The organism is Nocardia arthritidis, assembly GCF_011801145.1.
Taxonomy (GTDB): Bacteria; Actinomycetota; Actinomycetes; order Mycobacteriales; family Mycobacteriaceae; genus Nocardia; species Nocardia arthritidis_A.
The window spans coordinates 4,312,118-4,331,700 of record NZ_CP046172.1 but is presented as its reverse complement, the minus strand read 5'-3'; the positions used below and the strand labels follow the sequence as shown (position 1 = coordinate 4,331,700).

At 68.4% G+C, this 19,583-nt stretch carries 16 protein-coding genes; 3 read left to right on the top strand and 13 right to left on the bottom strand.

Translation table 11 applies throughout. The features are described from left to right. Positions 1-46: 46 nt before the first annotated feature. The gene (locus tag F5544_RS19495; protein ID WP_238847338.1) at positions 47-1,477 is read right to left on the bottom strand and encodes an alpha/beta fold hydrolase; all 1,431 of its coding nucleotides are present in this window, start codon (positions 1,475-1,477) and stop codon (positions 47-49) included. A 350-nt stretch (positions 1,478-1,827) separates the two neighbouring features. Here F5544_RS19495 and F5544_RS19490 point away from each other — a divergent pair, with 350 nt between their 5' ends. Continuing rightward, positions 1,828-3,777, top strand: coding sequence for a cytochrome c oxidase assembly protein (locus F5544_RS19490; RefSeq protein WP_167474503.1), 1,950 nt, complete (start codon positions 1,828-1,830; stop codon positions 3,775-3,777). Here the strand turns inward: F5544_RS19490 and F5544_RS19485 are convergent. Both F5544_RS19485 and F5544_RS19480 read right to left on the bottom strand, forming a co-directional pair. Further along, a complete protein-coding gene (locus tag F5544_RS19485) occupies positions 3,774-6,017 on the bottom strand; it encodes a heavy metal translocating P-type ATPase (protein ID WP_167474502.1) in 2,244 nt (747 codons plus the stop codon). The two genes, F5544_RS19490 and F5544_RS19485, sit on opposite strands and share 4 nt — an antisense overlap. A gap of 12 nt (positions 6,018-6,029) precedes the next feature. Continuing rightward, positions 6,030-6,779: a zf-HC2 domain-containing protein gene (locus F5544_RS19480; protein WP_167474501.1), complete on the bottom strand. Its 750-nt coding sequence runs from the start codon at positions 6,777-6,779 to the stop codon at positions 6,030-6,032. Between the two features lie 95 nt (positions 6,780-6,874). On the opposite strand from F5544_RS19480, the gene sigC reads away from it, so the two are divergent. Continuing rightward, a complete protein-coding gene (gene sigC / locus F5544_RS19475; RefSeq protein WP_167474500.1) occupies positions 6,875-7,438 on the top strand; it encodes an RNA polymerase sigma factor SigC in 564 nt (187 codons plus the stop codon). Here sigC and F5544_RS19470 read toward each other — a convergent pair whose 3' ends face one another. Then, complete coding sequence (locus F5544_RS19470; protein WP_167474499.1) at positions 7,439-8,416, bottom strand: D-alanine--D-alanine ligase family protein; 978 nt, start codon at positions 8,414-8,416, stop codon at positions 7,439-7,441. 11 nt (positions 8,417-8,427) lie between these two features. On the opposite strand from F5544_RS19470, the gene F5544_RS47095 reads away from it, so the two are divergent. Next, positions 8,428-8,859, top strand: a complete 432-nt coding sequence (locus F5544_RS47095; protein WP_167474498.1) for a PaaI family thioesterase — start codon at positions 8,428-8,430, stop codon at positions 8,857-8,859. Positions 8,860-8,864: 5 nt separating this feature from the next. Here F5544_RS47095 and F5544_RS19460 read toward each other — a convergent pair whose 3' ends face one another. Genes F5544_RS19460 through scoE form a run of 9 tightly spaced genes read right to left on the bottom strand, consistent with a single transcriptional unit; the run spans position 8,865 to position 19,515 of the window. Next, the gene (locus F5544_RS19460; protein WP_167474497.1) at positions 8,865-9,653 is read right to left on the bottom strand and encodes an ABC transporter ATP-binding protein; all 789 of its coding nucleotides are present in this window, start codon (positions 9,651-9,653) and stop codon (positions 8,865-8,867) included. Next, a complete protein-coding gene (locus tag F5544_RS19455; RefSeq protein WP_203217605.1) occupies positions 9,650-10,693 on the bottom strand; it encodes a FecCD family ABC transporter permease in 1,044 nt (347 codons plus the stop codon). The genes F5544_RS19460 and F5544_RS19455 overlap by 4 nt, the downstream gene beginning before the upstream one ends. Then, on the bottom strand, positions 10,690-11,739 hold the full coding sequence (locus F5544_RS19450; protein ID WP_167474496.1) for an ABC transporter substrate-binding protein: 1,050 nt from the start codon (positions 11,737-11,739) through the stop codon (positions 10,690-10,692). Before F5544_RS19450 ends, F5544_RS19455 begins: the two co-directional genes overlap by 4 nt. Then, the gene (locus F5544_RS19445; protein ID WP_167474495.1) at positions 11,736-14,591 is read right to left on the bottom strand and encodes a non-ribosomal peptide synthetase; all 2,856 of its coding nucleotides are present in this window, start codon (positions 14,589-14,591) and stop codon (positions 11,736-11,738) included. Before F5544_RS19445 ends, F5544_RS19450 begins: the two co-directional genes overlap by 4 nt. Beyond that, complete coding sequence (locus tag F5544_RS19440) at positions 14,567-16,330, bottom strand: condensation domain-containing protein (RefSeq protein ID WP_167474494.1); 1,764 nt, start codon at positions 16,328-16,330, stop codon at positions 14,567-14,569. Before F5544_RS19440 ends, F5544_RS19445 begins: the two co-directional genes overlap by 25 nt. After that, on the bottom strand, positions 16,330-16,569 hold the full coding sequence (locus tag F5544_RS19435) for a phosphopantetheine-binding protein (RefSeq protein ID WP_167474493.1): 240 nt from the start codon (positions 16,567-16,569) through the stop codon (positions 16,330-16,332). Before F5544_RS19435 ends, F5544_RS19440 begins: the two co-directional genes overlap by 1 nt. 5 nt (positions 16,570-16,574) lie before the next feature. Beyond that, positions 16,575-18,119 carry a long-chain-fatty-acid--CoA ligase gene (locus tag F5544_RS19430; protein ID WP_238847336.1) on the bottom strand — a complete coding sequence of 515 codons (1,545 nt, stop codon included), beginning with the start codon at positions 18,117-18,119 and terminating at the stop codon, positions 16,575-16,577. Next, positions 18,116-18,643, bottom strand: coding sequence for an FcoT family thioesterase (locus tag F5544_RS19425; protein ID WP_167474492.1), 528 nt, complete (start codon positions 18,641-18,643; stop codon positions 18,116-18,118). Before F5544_RS19425 ends, F5544_RS19430 begins: the two co-directional genes overlap by 4 nt. Next, on the bottom strand, positions 18,640-19,515 hold the full coding sequence (scoE, locus tag F5544_RS19420) for a (3R)-3-[(carboxymethyl)amino]fatty acid oxygenase/decarboxylase (protein WP_238847335.1): 876 nt from the start codon (positions 19,513-19,515) through the stop codon (positions 18,640-18,642). Before scoE ends, F5544_RS19425 begins: the two co-directional genes overlap by 4 nt. Positions 19,516-19,583 lie beyond the last annotated feature (68 nt).

The window sequence follows — 19,583 nt, the reverse complement described above, 5'->3', positions numbered from 1 at the left end:
ATGAACAGCGTTCAAGAATCTAGTTGACCAGCTTGTATGCCGAGGGTTAACCGGCCTCGCAGGTGATGTCCTCGGCGGGCAGCGCACCGTCGCCGAGATACCCGGTGGCGATCCGCGCGGCGCATACGCTCTTCAGGAACACTCCGTGGGTCACCACATCGCGCAACGTCACCATCCTTGATGCGGTCAGCGCCCGATGTAATGCGACGCCACCCTGGTAGACGGTACGCGGGTCGCCGGTGGCCTGAAGGATCAGCGCGGGCACCGAATTATTCACGGCGGTGGGCTCTTCCACCGGCGGAAGCCAGAACGCGCACGGCGAGATGTTGTTGACGAACGATCCGAAAATCGGCTGGGTGGCGCGGCTGTCCTCGATATTCCGCCAGTACCACAAGGGATTTCGCGGCGCCGCCACGTCGCCGCAGAACACCATGGACTGCGCGGAATACTCCATCGGCTCGGCGCGCAGCCCGGATCTCAGCGAGGTTTCGAGATCCGGATTCGGCCGCACCGGCATTCCGGTAGCGGCATCGGCGAGCTGCCGAACGCCCTGGGCCAGTTCGGGATACCCCTGATCGTCCACGATGCCGTCCATCAGCAGCGATGGGAGGAGGTACTCGTCCACGGCGAAATCGCCGATTCGGATCGGCGCCCGCGCCGCCTGCCGGAGCAGTTCGGTCACGGCCGCGCGAACCGCTGAACCCGTCGTGCCCATGTGATATTCGCCGTCGCGCGCGGCCACCCACGCCGCCCACAGATCGAACGCCGCCTCGTTCGCCGGGCCGGCGTCCTGCAGCATGCCGAGGGGGTAGCGCGCCGGATCGACCACGCTGTCGAGCACGATTCGGTCGACGCGCTCCGGGAACATCTGGGTGAACACCGCGCCCAGATAGGTGCCGTACGACCCGCCGAGATAACTCACCCGCTGCTCGCCGAGCACGCCGCGGATCACATCCATATCGCGGGCGGTGTTGCGCGTGGTGATGTACGGAATTTCCGCACCGTGTGTCATCAGGCAGCGGCCTGCCAGCTCCGCCTCGGTCCCGACGTTCTTGCCGTAGGCGATCAGGTCGCTGCCGCCGGAGCGCAATTGGGAGGCGATCGGCCAGCCGCAGTGCAGCGGAGTCGAGCGGCCGACACCGCGCGGATCCATGCCGACGAGGTCGAAGCGCTCACGCACCCCGGATCCGAGCGACCGCGCGGCTTGGACCGTGAATGTCAGCCCCGCCACACCCGGCCCGCCCGGATTGGACAGCAGTACCCCGTGCCGTCGCCCCGGATCGGTGGCCGCCACCCGCGAGATCGCCACCGTGATCGTGCGGCCTTGCGGCTCGGCATAATTCAGCGGGACGGTGATATCGGCGCACCGCGCGCCCGCCGCGTCCAGCTGCTCGTCGCCGCAGGCCCGCCAGTCCACCTGCTGCCGATAGAAGCGATCCAAGCCCACCGCATCGGCCCGAGCGACGCCCACTCCCACAAGCGATCCCGCTACGATCGTTGCGGCGCAGGCCGCCGCCATAATGTTGCGATTCGCGGCACCCGTCGCCGGTTGGTGCCGAAATAGCTTCGCGTACAAGGCATCCCCTTCGCTCCACCCCGCACGACCGCTCGGCCGCCGTACCCAGCCTAGGAATCCGGCGACGCACGGCCATCGGGTGAAACCCCGATTCGGACCCTGAAGTCGCTTTGCTCCGCGCTTGCCGAGCGGCGGCGTGACCGATGCCACAGCGCCGACGAAGACGCCGGGAACTTTTCCGCCCGCCCAGCCGACCCGTAACCGGAGTGCTGTTCGATTCAGCTGCGAGACGCGAGGTTCCGGTTATCAGGATGGCGGGTACGAACGTGCAGATCAGAGAGTTTTCCCACCGTTCGGTCGGTCTCGCCGCCGCGATCGGGGCACTGGCGCTGGCCATCGGCTCCGCCGTCGCGGCGGGCGCCATGCCGTATCACGCGGCGGGTACCGCCTATCCCGGTGCGCTCGATGCCGTCGGCTATGTGCTGCTGCGGGTGGTCGCCGCGCTGGCAGGCGCGTTCACCCTGGGTTCGCTGGTGTACGCGGTCTGCTGTACCGCGATCACCAAACAGGGCCGGGTCGATGTCGACGGATATGCCGGGCTGCGGACGGCCGAGCGGGCGAGCCTGGTGTGGCTGCTCGCGGCGCTGGCGCTGATTCCGGTCGGCGCGGCGCAGGCGGGCGGCATGTCGACCGGCACGCTGCTGCGGCTGGGCGCGCTCGGCGCGCTACTGGATGCCAGCGAGAAGCCCCGCGCCTGGATCGTTGTCGCGATATTGGCCGCGGTGATCGCGGTCGCGACCCGGATGACGCTGTCCTGGAACGGATCCGCGATTCTGGTCGGGGTGGCGGGGCTCGCGGTGCTGCCGCCCGCCGTTGTCGGCAATGCCGGTGAGGGGCCGAATCACGACTACGGCACCGGCGCGGTGATCATCTTCCAGATCGCGGTCTCGGTGTTGCCCGGCCTATTGTTCGGTGTCGCGGCGCACGTCCGGCGCGGTGGCGCCAACGCGGACACCGCGATTCGGCGCTGTGTGCGCATCGTGCGGCTGTGTCTCGCGGCGGCCGCGGCGAGCGGTGCCGTGCTCGTCGCCGTGCTGCTCCCGCCCTCCGCCGTGCTCGGCACCGGTTACGGGCGGCTGGCCCTGGTGAGCCTGGTTGCGGCGGTTGGTATTTCGTTCCTGGTGCGCCGGACCGCTTCCGTGCACCGGATCGCCTGCGCCGGTGCGCTTTCCATGCTCGCGCAGGCGGCGCTGGTGGCCATGGCCGTCCGGCCCGCACCGGCCTTCGCCGACCGCACCTTCACCGCACAGCAGGTTTTCCTCGGCTTCGATCTGCCGCACGCACCGGATCCGCTGCGCCTGATCACCCTGTGGCGCTTCGATATCGTGCTCGGCACCGCCGCCATCGCCGCCATCGGGCTGTACCTCGCCGGTGTGCTGCGCCTGCGCGGGCGCGGTGACACCTGGTCACCGTGGCGCACCCTCTCGTGGCTCACCGGTTGCCTCGTCCTGCTGCTCGCCACCTCGTCCGGGCTCGGCGCGTACGGCTACGGCATGTTCAGCATGCACATGATCCAGCACATGACGCTCAATATGTTCGCGCCGGTGCTGCTGGTGCTCGGCGCACCCGTCACCCTGCTGCTGCGCGCGGTGTCACCCGCGCCGCGCGACGGCGTGCCCGGTGTGCGGGAATGGGTGCTGTCCCTGCTGCATTCGCGTCCGACGGCGATTCTGGCCCATCCGGGCGCCGCCCTCGCGCTGTTCGTGATCTCGCTCTACGGCCTGTATTTCACGCCGCTGTTCGACGGGCTGATCCGGTACCACTGGGGCCATGTCGCGATGAACGTGCACTTCCTCGTCGTCGGATATCTCTTCTACTGGGGCATCATCGGCATCGATCCGGGCCCGCGGCGGCTGCCGCATCTCGGACGGCTGGGAATGCTGTTCGCGGTCATGCCTTTTCACGCCTTCTTCGGTGTCGCGGTGATGTCGATGACCACCGTCATCGGCGAACGCTTCTACAGTCAGCTGCAGCTGTCCTGGCCGTACTCGCTGATGTCCGATCAGCGGATGGGCGGCGGAATCGCCTGGGTCTCCGGCGAAGTCCCGATCCTGCTGGTGGTCGGCGCCCTGCTCACCCAGTGGGTGGCGCAGGACCGCCGCACCGCGGTGCGCACCGACCGCAAAGACGACGAGTACGGCGATTCCGACTTGGCCGCGTACAACGCCATGCTGGAACAGCTGGCCCGCACCCGGCGCTAGAGCCGAACCCGCCTGAGCCGCAAGCTGTTCGACACCACGAAGAAGGATGAGAAAGCCATGGCCGCGCCCGCGATGAGCGGGTTCAGCCAGCCGAGCGCGGCGACCGGGATGGCGATCACGTTGTAGCCGAAGGCCCACACCAGATTTCCCTTGATGGTGCGCAGCGTGGCGTGCGCGAGCTCGATGGCGTCGGCCACCGCGCCGAGATCCTCGCGCACCAGGATGACATCGGCGGCCGCGATGGCCACATCGGTGCCGGCGCCGATGGCCATGCCGAGGTCGGCGGTGGCCAGCGCGGCGCCGTCGTTGATGCCGTCGCCGACCATCACGACGCGCCTGCCCTGCTCCTGCATCCGGGCGATCAGTTCGACCTTGCCCTCCGGAAGCAGTTCGGCGACAACCTCCGTCACGCCGATCTCGTCGGCGACGGATTGGGCGGCGTATGCGTTGTCACCGGTGAACATCATGGTGCGCAGGCCGAGGGCGTGCAGCCGGGCCACCGCATCGCGGGCGCTCGGTTTCACCGTGTCGGCCACCGCGAGCACCGCGGCCACCGCACCGTCCACGACCACGAGCACGGCGGTGCGCCCGGCCCGTTCCTGTTGGCGCACCGCGCGATTCATCTCCTGCGGCACGGCGATCTCGTCGAACAGGCGCGTCCTGCCGACGATCACCTCCCGCCCGTCGACCATCCCGCGCGCCCCCAAACCGGGTAGGGCCTTGAAGGATTCGGCCGCGGGCAGCTCGCCGAGCCGCTCGCGCGCATATCCGGCGACAGCGACCGCGACGGCGTGTTCCGACGCGGCCTCCACCGCACCGGCCAGCCGCAGAACCTCGTCCTCGCCGAAGGATTCGGCGACGGTCACCGCGACGAGGCTCATCGCGCCCTCGGTAACCGTTCCGGTCTTGTCCAAGACGACCGTGTCCACGTCCCTGGTGGCCTCCAACGCTTGATGGCCCTTGATGAAGATGCCCAGCTGCGCGCCGCGCCCGGAGGCCACCATCAGCGCCGTCGGAATCGCCAGGCCCAGCGCGCACGGGCAGGCGACCACCAGCACGGCCAGCGCCGCCGACGCGGCCCGGTCGGCGCCAGAGCCCACGGCCAGCCACACACCGAAAGTTGTTGCGGCGACGGCGAAGACGAACGGAACGAAAACCGCCGACACTCGATCGGCGACCCGCTGCATCCGCGCCTTGCCGGTCTGCGCCTGCTCGACCAGCCGGATCATCCCCGACAGCTTGGTATCCGCGCCGACGGCGGCGGCCTCCACGATCAGCCGCCCGGTGAGCGCGGTGGTGCCGCCGATCACCTCCATGCCGGGACCGACGTCGACGGGCAGCGATTCGCCGGTCATCGCGCTGGCGTCGATGCTCGATTCGCCCGATCGGACCAGCCCGTCGGCGGCGACGGTCTCGCCGGGGCGCACCACGAAGCGCTGCCCCTCGACGAGTTCGCCGATGGGGACCCGCATTTCGCGATCGTCGCGGGTGAGCACCGTCACCTCGCGGGCGCCGAGCGCGGCCAGCGCCCGCAGCGCGCTGCCCGCCGACCGCTTCGCCTTCGCCTCGAAATACCGCCCGGCGAGTACGAATGTCGTGACACCCGCGGCCACCTCGAGGTAGATGGAATCGCTGTGCCAGATCGCCGCCCACACGCCGTCCGATCCAGTAGCGGCCCGGTCCGGCTGCAGGAACAAGGTGTTCAGCGATAGCAGCGTCGCGCTGAGCACACCCACCGAGACGAGCGTATCCATGCTCGCCGCAAGGTTTTTCGCACCGGCGAAGGCCTTGCGGTGGAACGGCGCCGCCGCCCACAGCACCACCGGCAGCGCCAGCGCGGTCAGTATCGGCTGCCAGCCGGTGATCCTGGTGGCCGGGACGGTGGCGAACATCACCGAGAGGTCGGCCAGCGGGAAGAACAGCACCAGCGCGACCACCAAGCGGCGGAACAGATCTCGCACCGCCGCATCCTCGGGGGCGGCGGAGCCGAAGGAGCCGGTATCCGGCGAAACCGGTTCCGCGCCATACCCGGCGGCCACCACCTGGGCGCAGAGTTCTTCGGCCGTAAGGTCGTTCGGCGCATCGATGGTGGCGACGCCGGTCGCGTAGTTCACCGAGGCGGTGACGCCGTCGACTCGGTTGAGCTTGCGCTCGACGCGGTTCGCGCAAGCGGCACAGGTCATTCCGGAGACGGCGAGCGAGATACGGGTGGGTTCGGGGCGCAATGCGAGGTCGGTCATGGGTCCGTTCGATCAGGCGGCGGGATCTTGGGTGGCGCGCAGGTGGGTGGCGCGGCGGCCGAGGCGCGCGCCCGGCGGCAACACCAGTTCGACCGGTTCGCCGAGACCGTCGCGGGTGGGCGGCGAGGTCTGCGGGCGGCGGGTCCGGTGCACGATCGCGACCAGCACCAGCGCGGCGACCAGCACCAGGTGCGAGAGCACCCGGGATACCGGCACCACCCCGGAGCGCAGATCGTTCACCACGAATACGGTCAGTGTGGCGACCAGCACACCGAGCACCGGCAGCACACCCGCGGTCGCATGCGGCCGGACCGCGCAGTAGACGAGCCCGATGCCGATGGCCAGGCTCCACGCGGTGGTCTCGTTGATGAGGTGCCGGGTCATCTCGGCGCCGTGGTGGTGGCTCATCCCGAAATCGACGCCGGCGAGTTGGGCCAGCGCGAGTCCGCACTGCGCGGCACCCAGCACACCGAGCAGCAACCGGACCGCCGACAGCCGCGCCGCGAGCGCCCGATCACGCAGCCGGGACAGCCGTGACCAGCGCGGACGCTCCAGCTCGGCGGCCGCGAAGATGGCATCGGTCAGATCCGGCGCGACGGCCGGGGCGCCGCGCAGATGCTGTGCGAGTTCGACGGCGGCGGCATACCAGGAGCAGCACGCGTCGCACCGCTCCAGGTGTTCGTCCACCCGCGCCGCGGGAACGGTTTCGCGTTCGCCGTCGATGCGGGCCGACAGCGCCGTCCGGCACACTTTGCACTCCACATGTGAATTGTCGGCTACCGGTGCGCCGAAGTTCCCGACGGTTGAACTACTACCGGTTTGCGTAGATGGTCGAGTGACCGGTTATTGTCGTCCTCATGCCGACGCCCGCCGAGGACGACAACACCACTCGGCTCGCCCTCGCCGCGGCACGCGGAGATCGCCGGGCCCTCGAAGCGTTCATCCGAGCCACCCAGGGTGATGTCTGGCGGCTGCTCGCCCACCTCACCGAGGTCGGCCGCGCCGACGACCTCACCCAGGAGACCTATTTGCGCGCCCTCGGCAGCATCAAGCGGTTCGAGGGCCGGGCCAGCGCGCGCACCTGGCTGCTGTCCATCGCCCGCCGGGTGGTGGTCGACCAGGTGAGGATGGCGGTGGCGCGGCCGCGGATCGCCGACGGCGTCGACTGGGTGGCCGCGGCCGACCGGCAGACCACGCGCCGGGACGGTGCGGCCGATATCGTCGAATTGAATTTGCTGCTCAACGATTTGGCGCCGGAACGCCGAGAAGCGTTGGTGCTCACCCAGATTCTCGGACTGTCATACGCCGAGGCCGCCGCCGTATGCGGCTGCCCGGTCGGCACCGTGCGCTCCCGCGTCGCGCGGGCCCGCGAAGATCTCGTCGCCGCAACGCGATTCGGCGGGCAGCGCAAGAGCGGCTGATCAGGCCGTCGCGAGCCGGACGATCTCGGCGCACAGCCGGGGGAAATCCCATCCCGCGGCGCGCGCCGCCAACGGCAGCAGGCTCGTGCCGGTCAACCCCGGCAGCGAGTTGACCTCCAATACGCACGGCCGCCCCGCCGCGTCCAGCATGATGTCCACCCGCGCATAGGATTCGGCGCCGAAGCCGAGCACATCGACCGAGCGTCGCGCGAGCTCGACCAACTCGTCGCGCAGGACATCATCGATCGGCGCGGGGCATATTTCACGCGAACGACCCGCCTGATACTTCTGTTCGTAGCCGAACCAGCCCTCGCCGGGTTCGATCAGCACCGGCGGCAGCACCCGCGAACCGACAACGCCCACCGTGAACTCCGGGCCCGGCAGCAGCTCCTCGACGAGCACCGGGCCGTCGATCTCCTTGACCGCGACGGCTATCTCGTCTGCTGTCGCGCATTTGAACACATTGATACTCGACCCGTCGAGCGCCGGTTTGACGATGCATCCCGCGGTGGGTTCGGGCCAGCTGAGCTCGCCGTTCTCGTCGGTCTCCGGCCGCAGCCGCCGGGGAACCCGCACCTGCGCCGCCGCCAACTCCGCGACGGTGTCCTGCTTGTCCCAGGACCGCGCCATCACCGCGGCCGACGCGCCGGTGCCGACAAGGCCACGGGATTCCAGCTCCGCCTTGAGTTCACCGGACTCGCCCATACCGCCGTGCAGGGCAAGGAAGATCACCTCGCCGTCGACGGCGCGCCAGAACGCCTCGTCGCGCAGGTTCGCCCGGAAGGCCGCCGCGAGTCGCGCGCCCTCGGCCTCCGACGGGGCATTTCGGCCCACCTGTGCCGAAAACCGCGCGGGCGCAGGCCAAGTCGCCGGATCGATCGCGGTGACATTATGGCCGGAGGCGCGCAATGCCTCGATGACGGCAGCCGCCGAGGCCGCCGAAACGTCTCGCTCATTGCTCTCGCCGCCGCCGAGCACGGTGATCTTCAGTGTTCCGCCCTTTCACCAATCCGTCCGGATCGAGGGTAGCAAGCGCCCGAGACCCGTTGCCGCAGCCCGATTCGGCCCAGGTCAGAGCATTACGATGCCGACGCCGGTCAGCAGCGTCAGCTCATCGAACAGCGGCGACGCCGTCGACCCAGCAGAACGGGTTCGTGCACGCCGGGGCCATCACCACGCTCGCCGATTCCGCATGCGGTTACGCGGCCATGTCGTTGCAGCCGCCCGATCGCGATATCCTCACGGTCGAATTCAAGGTCAATTTGATGAGTCCCGCTGTCGGGCAGTATTTCCGGGCAACGGCGACGGTGGTGCGGTCCGGGCGCAACCTGACCGTCTGTACCGCCGAGGTGGTGGCCGACGACAGCACGCGGACCATCGCGCTCATGCAGGCGACGTTGATGGCCGTGCCGACATCCTGATCCGGTTATTCCGGCGCGGCCAAAGGGTTTGCGGCGTAATGCAATCGGATGATGCCGTCGGGGTGGCGGTCGGCGGTCGCGGTGATGCCGAAGACATTTCGGAGCAGCTCCGGCGTGACGACGTCCAGCACCTGCCCTGCGGAGACGACTTTCCCGCGATCCAGGACTACGAGCCGGTCGCAGTAGCGGATGGCGAGGTCGAGTTCGTGCAGCACCGCGAGGGTGGTGATACCGGTGGCCCGCACCAGATCCAGCAGTTCGAATCGGGCGCGGACGTCCAGGTGGTTCGTCAGCTCGTCGAGTACGAGCAGGCTCGGCTGCTGCGCCAGCGCCCTTGCCAGCAGCACCCTTTGGCGTTCGCCGCCGGACAGGGAACCGATGGTCCGGTCGGCATACGCGGCGACACCGGTGCGCAGCATGGCGTCGTCCACGGCCGCGCGGTCGGCCGCGCTGTCGCGGCCGAACAGTCCGTGATGCGGATTGCGGCCGAGCGCGACCATTTCCGGCACGGTCAATTCCGGTGTGCCCGCGCCGTTCTGGAGCACGGCCGCGGTGGTGCGGGCCGCGGCCCTGATCGAGATCGCGGCGATGTCCTTGCCGTCCACCAGCACCGCGCCGCTGTCGGGACGCAGCGACCGGTAGATCGTGCGCAGCAGCGTGGTCTTCCCGCTGCCGTTGGGGCCGATGACGCCGACGAGCGCACCGGGCGGCGCATGCAGGGTCACCGCGTCCAGTGCGGCGGTGTCACCGAAGCCGACACTCACTCCGGTGACCGATAATTCGGCCTGGGTCATGCTGAGCTCCCGTTTCGGCGCAACAGCCAGAGAAAGAACGGCGCGCCGAAGGCGGCGGTGAAAATACCGATGGGCAGTTCGTTCGGCGGGTCGGCGATGCGTGAAAGCAGGTCCACCGCAACCAGATACGCCGCACCGAGCAGTGTGCACAGCGGCAGCACCCTGCGGTGGTCGGACCCGAACGCGAGCCGCACCAGATGTGGAATCATCAAGCCGACGAAGCCGATTCCGCCCGCGACGGCGATCAGCGCGCCGGTCAGCAACGAGGTCAGCACCAGCAGCGTGATCCGCAGCGCGCGCACGTCGACGCCGAGCGCCGTGGCCTGATCGTCGCCGGTGACCAGAGCGTTCAGCCGCCTGCCGAAGGCGAGCACGACGGCGAGGGTGAGCAGCACGACGGCGGTCACCGGGCCGAGCCGCTGCCAGCTGGCGCCCGCGACGCTGCCCATCGTCCAGAACATCACCGAGCGCAGCTCGTTCGGCGTAGCCCGCAGCTGCAGATAGTTGGTCGCCGCGAGCAGCAGATAGCCGATGGCGACACCGGCGAGCACCAGCCGGGCAGGCACCAGCGTGCCGCGCTGCTGCCCGAGTAGGAAGACGACCGCGACGGCCGCCATCGCGCCGAGAAACGCACCCATCGAGACGCCGATACCGCCGATGCCGCCGCCTGCCGCGACGATCACCAGCACCGCGCCGAGCGATGCGCCGGAGGATGCGCCGAGCACATAGGGGTCGGCCAGCGAATTGTTCACCAGCGCTTGCAGAATCACACCGGATACGGACAGTCCCGCACCGCACAGCGCGGCGAGTACGACCCGCGGCAGCCGGTAGTTCCACACGATCTGATCGACGGTGAACCCCAGATCCGGTGTGCGGCCGGACAAATGCGCGATGAGCACGCGCCCGGTGTCGGCCAGTGACACCGTGGCCGAGCCCACGCAGACCGCCACCGCCGCGACCGCGAGCAGGAGAACCGCGGATCCGGCGATCGCCACCGGCAACGGTATTCGCGCCAGCGGCGGCCGCCCGGCACGGCTCACCGGAACCGATCCGGGTGCACGAGCCTGGCGATCCGGTCGACGGCGATATCGTTACTCGGGCCCAGGTAGATCGAATCCGCGAGCACCGTGTAGTTGTTCGACTTGGCGGCGGCCCACTGCGGGAACTGATCCAGTATCCGTTTGGCGGCGGCATCGATATCGCGGCTGCGGTAGTTCACCACGATCAGCCCGTCGATCGGCGTCACCGCCAGCTGCTCCTTGCTGACGGTGACGAAAGTCGTTCCGTCCGTGCGGTTGAACGGGTTCACCGCACCGGCCTTCTCGATGATGTCGTTCCAGATGCCGCCGGCGGCGATGGCCGAGAAGTCGGACGAATCGCCCATGCCCATATCCGGAAACACCAGCAGCACATTCTTTTTCGGCTGCCCCGCCACCTTCGCCACGATCTCGGCGATGGCGCGGCGGGATTCGGCGATCAAGCGGTCCGCCTTACCTGGTGTATCGAAGATCGCGCCGAAATCCCGCAGCATGGCATAGCTGTCCTCAACGGTCGGGATTCCGGTCACCGCGCCGGTGACACCGCAGTTCGACTGCGGCACATAGGTATTCGCGCCGGCGGCGGCCAACTGGTCGCGGGTGGCGTAGCCGAGGTCGGCGGAGAAGCCGCCACCGCCGGTGGAAATCACCAGATCCGGGTGCTGACTCAGCATGGCCTCGCGCGGAATGTCTTGCAGATTGTCGGGTTTGAAGCCGCCCGTCGGCAGCGCGTCGATGACGGCGGCCCGGCCCGGCACATCGGAGACGCCGTACGATTGCGCATTCGCCACCACCCGGTCGCCGACGCCGAGGGCGACCAGCGTGGACACCTCACCGATCGAGCCGCCGTTCATCACGACCACCCGTTCGGGCGCCCGATTGAACGTGTATGTCCTGCCGCAGTTGTCCAGCGTCAGCGGATAGTGCGTCGCGCCCTCGGTCGCCGCGACGGAAGTCCTTGCGGCCGAACTGGATTCGGGCACCGTGGTGGAACATCCGGCCACGGCGAGCACGCCGAGCGCCATGGCCAGCACACCGGCACGGTTCATCGTCGACCTCTCCTGGGTTGAGCGGGCACCGGGAGGAATCCGGTGCGCAGTAGGTGGGAAATCGTGGCGGCCAGGGCGGAACGCGGATCGGGTTGCGCGATCGGCGCGTCGGCCAGCGCGGCCATGGTGTTGTCTCGGGCGTAGCGCACCGGATCGACGGGCGCGGTCAGGTGCGCGGCGTGGGCCAGCGCGATGGCGGGCGCGTGATCGCCACGGTCGCCGGATATTTCGGCGAGCTCGCGCAGCCGGGCCAGCCAGTCGGACAACGGTTCCGGACGCAACGGGATGTCCTCGGCGTCGAGCAGCCGGATGAGCCCGGCGAACGGAATTTCGTTCTGGCCGGTCAAATGGTATGTGCGGCCGGATTTTTCGACCATGAGCCGGACAACCACCGCGGCAACCCAGTCCACCGGGGACAGGTCAATCGTGGCCGTCTCGGTCATTTCCGCAGGCACCGAACCGCTCAGGACCATCGCCCTGATCAGGCTCCAGAACGCATCGTCGGGTCCGATGACACCCGTGCCGGAATGGCCGCCGATCCGGCCCGGACGATAGACCGCGACGGGTATGCCCCGCTCCCCCGCCGCCAGCACCAGACCCTCCGAAACCCACTTGCTCGCGATATATCCGTTGGGCGGCAACGCGTTCGCGGGCGCACGGTGGTCCTCGCGAAGGATGGGCGGGTTGTCCGACACGGCATAGGCGGTATCGGCAGAGGAGACGAAGTGCACCGATTTACCGATGCCCGTCGTCGCCAACCGCAGAATCCATTCGGTGCCTTGCACATTCGCCGGGCGCAGGCGCGCGTACGGTTCGAAGTGGTGTACCCGGGCGCCGTTGTGCAGGATGACGTCCACATCGTCGGCGAGTTCCAGGAACCGTTCGGCCGGAAGACCCAGCCGAGGTTGCGCGAGATCGCCCGCGACGGCGGTGACCCGGGAATCGAATTCGATGGTGTCGAGTCCGTATTCGCGCCGGGCCGCACGTATCCGGTCCAGTGCCGCGGCATCGTTGTCGGCGCGGACCAGGCAGTGGATGGAAAGTTCGGTGCTCCGCAGCAATTCATCCAGCAGGAAGCTGCCCAGGAAGCCCGTCGCACCGGTCAGCAGCACCGTGCGCGGCCGTCCGGGTGCGGCGACGGGCCGGATCGCTTCGTCGAGAAGCACTTCGCTCTCCAGATCTATTCCCGCCCTGGATGATTCGCTTTCCGTTCCGGTAGCCAACCGCTCGGCGAGCCCGGCGACGGTCGGAGAGTCGAAGAGCGCACGCAGATCCCAGCGCACACCGAAGTTTTCGCGGATCCCGGTCAGGACGCGGGCGGCGCGCAGCGAATGCCCGCCGAGCGCGAAGAAGTCGTCGTCGATGCCGACCTCGGCGCGGTCGAGTGCGGCCGCGAACAGCCCGGCGAGGGTGCGCTCGGTCTCGGTGCGGGCGGGCCGCGATCCCGTCGCCGACGCGGGCGGCGGTGCGAGGGCGGCCCGGTCGAGCTTGCCATTGGCGTTGTGCGGCAATCGATCCAGATATACGAACGCCGACGGCACCATGTAGTCGGGCAGCCGCTCGGCCGCATGCACGCGGAGCTCGGCGGGTTCGGGCCGGTCCGCGCCGGATGCGGCCACCACGTAGCCGACCAGTATCTCGTCGTGGATCCGCACGGCCGCCGCGTCTACGGCCGGATGGGTGGTGAGCGCGGCCGCTACCTCGGCGTCCTCGATTCGATACCCGCGCAACGACATTTGGTCGTCGCCGCGGCCGAGGTATTCGAGGTGACCGTCCGGATGCCAGCGCACCAGATCGCCGGTGCGATACAACCGCGCGCCGTGCGCGCCGAACGGATCGGCGACATATCGGGTCGCGGTGCTCGCCCGGTCGCCGTGATATCCCAGCCCCACCGGCGCACCGCCGATGTACAGCTCACCGACGACACCCGTCGGCACCCGCCGCATCCGGCGATCCAGCACATGGCAGCGCCCGTTCGTCACCGGAGTGCCGATGGACGGTTCGGGCCGGTCCGCGAGCGGACACCACGTGGCATCGACGGTGCACTCCGTCGGACCGTAAAGGTTGTAGGCCAGCACATCGGGTTCGGCCCGAAGCGCCCGCCACAGCTCGGGATCGGCCGCCTCACCGCCCAGCGCGACAATTCCCGGGCGATGCGGTCCGTCCAACAATCCGGCGTTCAGCAGCTCGCGCGCGAAAGTCGGTGTGATATCGAGGAAGTCGATCCGTTCGCGCCGGATGTACTGGACCAGACGCTCCGGATCGCGGCGCAAGTCGTCATCGATCAGGTGCAGTTCGTGCCCGGCCAGCAGCCAGAACAGGCCCTCCCATGCCGTGTCGAACGAGAGCGACGCCGTCAACGCGGCCCGCATCCGCCGCCCGCGCCCTGCACGCTCGATCATCGTCGTGCGATGGTGGTGGAAGAGGTTTACAACCGAATCATGGCTTATCACAACGGCTTTCGGTGTTCCGGTGGTGCCGGAGGTGTGCACCAGCCAGGCCGGGTCATCCGATCGGATAAGCGGGGTGTGTTTCGGCGACGAACCGGCACCGAGATGGTCCAGCACAACGAGCCGGTCACTGAACCGATCCGGAATCCGCGAAGACATAGTCGCCGTGGTGATCAGGGCGGCAAGACCGAGTTCGCCCAGCTCGATGCCATCGAGCAGCGCCGCCAGACGCGCATCCGGCTGCCCCGGATCGAGTGGCAGATACGCCGCGCCGCGTTCCAGCACCGCGAACACAGCCGCGATCGCGTCCGCCGTGCGCGGCAACAGAACACCCACCACCTGCCCGGGGCGCGCACCGAACTCCTCGAGCACACCGGCTATCGCGGCGATCCGAGAACCCAAGTCCCCAACAGCAACCCGCAGTGCGCCACGTCCGGTACAACGGTCCCGCACACTGGCGCGCCGAGCGGCCGTACGCCCCCGGGATCGACTGGCTTCGCCACCTGAGCGGAGTCGCCGCCCGCAAAGGCCCGCATACCGGCGGCGTTGGCCCCGGCCGGACCCGGAAGTCGCGATAATTGTCCGACGCCGCCCCGGCAATCCCGCTCGGTCCGGGTCGAATCCGGCACGATGACGGGACTCATCGCCGCCGACGCCAGAGCTCGCATCGTGCGGCTGTCGTCGCTTCCACCGCGGGAACCGTCGTGAGGATCCGTCGTGTTGGTGTCCTCCGCCCCGGCGGACGCCTGTGGTGCTCGATCGATGGCTTCGACGAAAAGGTCGCGCAGATTCCGTTCCGGCCAATTGCGAACAGGGCCGGTTTCCCACGCCCGCAACGTTTCTCGCTCGCCTGGCAGTAGGAGGTCGGCATCTCGCACCGGAACCCCGGGCAACTCCAGTACCGCCCGGAGGAAATGCAGGAACCGCCGCAGGTGGGTATTCAGGGTCTCGGACGAGTAGACGGCGGGGTGACCATCGAGGTAGAGCATCGGATCCGCACCGTCGGCACGGTCGTACAGGTTGAATACGAGATCGTCGATCATGCCCGCGGAAATATTGTGAACCACGCTGTCGCACATCGGAATTCGCAGATCGTAGTCGAAGAGCATGAGGTTCACCGACGGCCCGTACATGGCCCGGTCGGTACCGACCAGCCCGAGGTCGCGGCGCAGGTCCTCGGCGCGGTAGCGGTGATGCCGCCTTCCCCGCACCAGTTGCCGCGCCACCCGGACCGTCACGTCGATCAGCGCCGGATCGTCGCCGAATTCGATCCACAGCGGAATTCCGTTGAGCGTCATGCACGGAACGCGTAGCGCGGGCGTGCCGGTGCGCAGCATCACCGGCAGCGCGAGACACACCTGTGCGGCTCCGGTCATCCGGTGCAGATATCCCGCGACGGCGGCGATCAGCACCTCGGTCCAGTTCGTCCGCGCCGCCCGTGCCGTCGCATGGAGGCCCGCGACGATATCCGGCGGCAGCACCGCGTTCGCCCGCACCGGGCTCGCGGGCGCGGTGGCGCGGGCCGCGCCGGACAGTGTGACGGGTGCGGGCCGGTCCGCGAGCTGGTCCAGCCAGAACGCCCGGTCCCGTTCGCGATCCGCCGAGGCGGCGTATGCGCGATCCGCCGCGATCACCGCCGACCAGTCACCGAATGTGGTCGGCGGAGTCGGCAGCCCGTCGACGGCGGCGCGGTAGAGTTCGGCCACCCGCCCGGTGAGCAACGCCATCCCGTATCCGTCGAGCAGGATGTGATGTGCCCGGTGGTACCAGAGGATCCGCCGGTCACCTACCCGAAACACCCTGTGCGCGAACAGATCACCACCGGTCAACGACCGTGGTACCGCGACGTCGCGCAGCATCCACGATCGCGCGGCCGCCACCGGATCGGCCTCGTCCAGCAGATCGATCACCGCCACCTCGGCGGTAACCGCGGTCCGTACCTGACCGGATTCCACGAATCGAACATGCAGCGCCGAGGCCTCCGCCACGGCGGTCTCGATGCATGCGACGAGTACGGAAATCTCGACCGGACCCGAAATATCAACGTACTCGGCGATATTGAACTGTGGCGACTCGGGCGCGAGCTGCTGCCCGAGCCAGACACCCTGTTGCGCCGAGGTCAGTGGCCAGAAATCGACCATCACGCGTCCTGGTGCGGCGCGAGCAGCGCCCACCAGCCGTCCAGCGTCGGCCGCTCGGCCAGATCGGCGAAACTCACCGCCGCGCCGTGCGTTTTCCAGCGTTCGACGAGGCCGACCAGCCGAACCGAATCCAGCCCGGCGTCGAACAGATCGTCGGTGGCGGCGAGCTCCTCGGGTTCCAGGTACAGCAGCTCGGCGATATCGGCGCGAAGCCGGTCATAGGTCAGCGGCTCTGGCATGGCGTTCAGTTGACCTGTCTTTCGCGATCGGCCCAGAACGGCGCGCGCAACCGCCTGCGCAGGATTTTGCCGCTCGGGTTGCGCGGCAGCTGCTCGGCGAATTCGATGCGGGTGGGAATCTTGAACAGCGCCAACCGCTCTCGGCAGAAATCCACCAGATCACGGGCCCGCACCGATGCGCCGGGCCTGGCGACGACGAAGGCGCATACGGCCTCGCCCAGCGCCTCATCGGGGATGCCGATCACCGCGGCGTCGGCCACCGAGGGATGACGGGCGAGGACGTTCTCGATCTCGGTGGGATAGATGTTCTCGCCGCCGACGATGATCATGTCCTTGACCCGGTCGCGGATGTACAGATAACCGTCGGTGTCGAGGTATCCGGCGTCGCCGGTGTGAATCCAGCCGTCCACCAACGTTTCCGCGGTCGCGTCCGGCCGGTTCCAATAGCCGAGCATGGCCGCGGGCGTATGCAGGCATACCTCACCGATCGCGCCGGGCGGCAGCGCCGCGCCGTCCTCGTCGATGATCCGCACACGCACACCGGGATACGGCCGTCCCGCCGCGGCCGTGCGCGGTCCGCCGGTCCGATGGTCCGCGGGCGGCAGGCAGATGGCGGTATTACCGGTCTCGGTGAGGCCGTATATCTGCGCGAAGTCGGCGTCGATAACCGAGATCGCTTGCCGCAACGCGGTTTCCGAGATCGGCGCGCCGCCGTACACCACCTTGCGCACCGTGGCGAAGGTCTCGGGGCCGACGCCGGGTTCGCCCACTAGCAGCCGCAGCATCGTCGGGACGACGCACATGGTGGTGATCCCGAGCCGTTCGATCAGCGCGACGGCCGACGAACTGTCGAAGCGCGGCATCGCGACATTGGTGATCCCGGCCGCGAATCCCTGTACCGCCCACCAGATTCCGCCGACGTGGAATCCGGGTAACCCGATCAGGCTGCGGTCGTCCGCGCGGAAATCGATCCAGTCCGATCCGGCGGCGGCCATGGCCTCGGCGATGGCGAAGAAGCTGCGCTGCGCCAGCACAACGCCTTTGGGCAGGCCGGTGGTGCCGCTGGTGTACAGCTGGATGACGGCGTCCGCACGCGATTCGGCTCGCCGCTCGAAAATCGCCGGGCCACCGAGCCATTCGCGATAATCCGGGCCGTCGAGCGCGACCAGCCGCAGCGTCGGCGCCGCGGCACGCGCGATTTCTGCGGTGCCGTCGTCGACCAGGACCAGCACGCTGCCCGAATCCCGCAGGATATGTTCGACTTCCGGCGCGGTCAGCCGGAAGTTGATCGGCACCAGCACCGCACCGAGCCGGGCGCAGGCGAAGAACATCAGGTAGTAGTCGACCGATTCCTGCGCCAGGTAGGCCACGCGATCACCGGCGGCGACACCGTCCGCGGCCAGCGCACCGGCCAGCCGCGAACTGTCCGCGCACAACGTCGCGTAGTCGAGTTCCCTTCCAGCGCAGATGATCGCGGCCCGGCCACCCCGGGTCGCGGCATATTCGTCCAGTATCGAGCCGATGGTCCGCTCGGCCAGGCCCACGGTCACCGCGCCGCCGCCAATCGCAAGTCCGCGCCGACGACCGCGATCCGCACCGCGCCCGCGCACGCCCCACCGGCGTCGTCCCAGCACCGGAAGCCGGTGTCCAGCGCGATATACTCCGCCCCCTCACCCGAAACCCGCTGTGCGACACCGTCGATCGTGATCTCTCCGTGAAACCGACGCGGCTCGATCGGCCGCCGGAACGCGCTTTCGAAGCGGGTGATCAGGATGTCGGGCAGCTGCCGCCGCCGGAATTCGTCCATCGTCCACGCGCCGAACACCGCGCCCACCCGGTTGCGCACCAGCATCGCGATGCTCTGGTACAGCATCTGGTTGTAACAGATGTTCACCTCGACGGAGTTCAGATGTCCGGTCGCGTCGATGTAGCAGGATTCCGTTATCTCGAAATCGGCTGTACCGACCGTCTTTTCACCATCCGACTCGATACGCAACGCGCCCAGGTACCGGCAGTGCGGCTGGTAACAGCGCAGCACCTCGCCGAGCAGGGCCGGATCGTTCGGATATCTCATGCCGGGATTCCCGCGTCGTCGTACACGGTGACCCGATGCGAAACCGTCGGCTCGTCGGTGCTGGTATGCCGGGCCCGGTGAATCAGGCTGCGGTTGTCCCAGATCAGCAGATCGCCCGCGTCGAAGGTCTGCAACCGGATCGCCGGATGTTCCATAGTTTCGTCGAGTTGCCCTGTGGCGTCGAGCAGTTCGTGCAGCAGGTCGGGACGTTCGGTGCCGTCCGGTTCGGTGATCATGGTGGTGAACCCCTCGCTGACGTAGACGACGTCGGCGCCGGTGTGCGGATGCGGATGGATCGTCGGCATGGTGACCGGCGGTGTCCTGCGCTGGATTTCGGCGAGCACCTCGGAGATCGGCCGGTAGACGTCGGCGGGCCGGATCTTGAAATACCGGTGCACGCTGTGCGTCGCCGTCGTTCCCGCGACGGCCGCGCGCAGGCGCGCGTCGATGGTCTCGTGCGCGCGGGCCAGATCGATGAAGTAGGTGCCGCGATCGCGCGACGGCACGGCCACCGGGTGGATGAACGTCAGATCGAATGGGCGCGGCATGAACTGATAGTCCGAATGCCAGAACTTCCCGGTCTTCGGCACGCCGACGCGCCGCGGACCGCTGTCGACATTCGACGAGACGAATACATCCGGCACCTCCGGATGCGCGTAGATGGGTTCGTAATACCGCACCGGCTGCCCGAAAGCGCTTGCCAGCGCCAGCAATCGGTGCGGGTCCAGGTCCAGCCCGCGCACCAGCGCGATCCGTTCCCGATAGATCGCCCGCTTGAGGTCGCGGATATCGTCCCCGTCGGCCGGGTCGAAACCCTCGACCACGACGCCGAAATCTCCCCGCGGCGCGATCCGCATGGCTGTTCGCTGCATGATCAGCTAGTCGCGCGATCGAACGCGATAGTTCCCGGGAATTTCCGGCAACTCCGAAAACGTGCTGC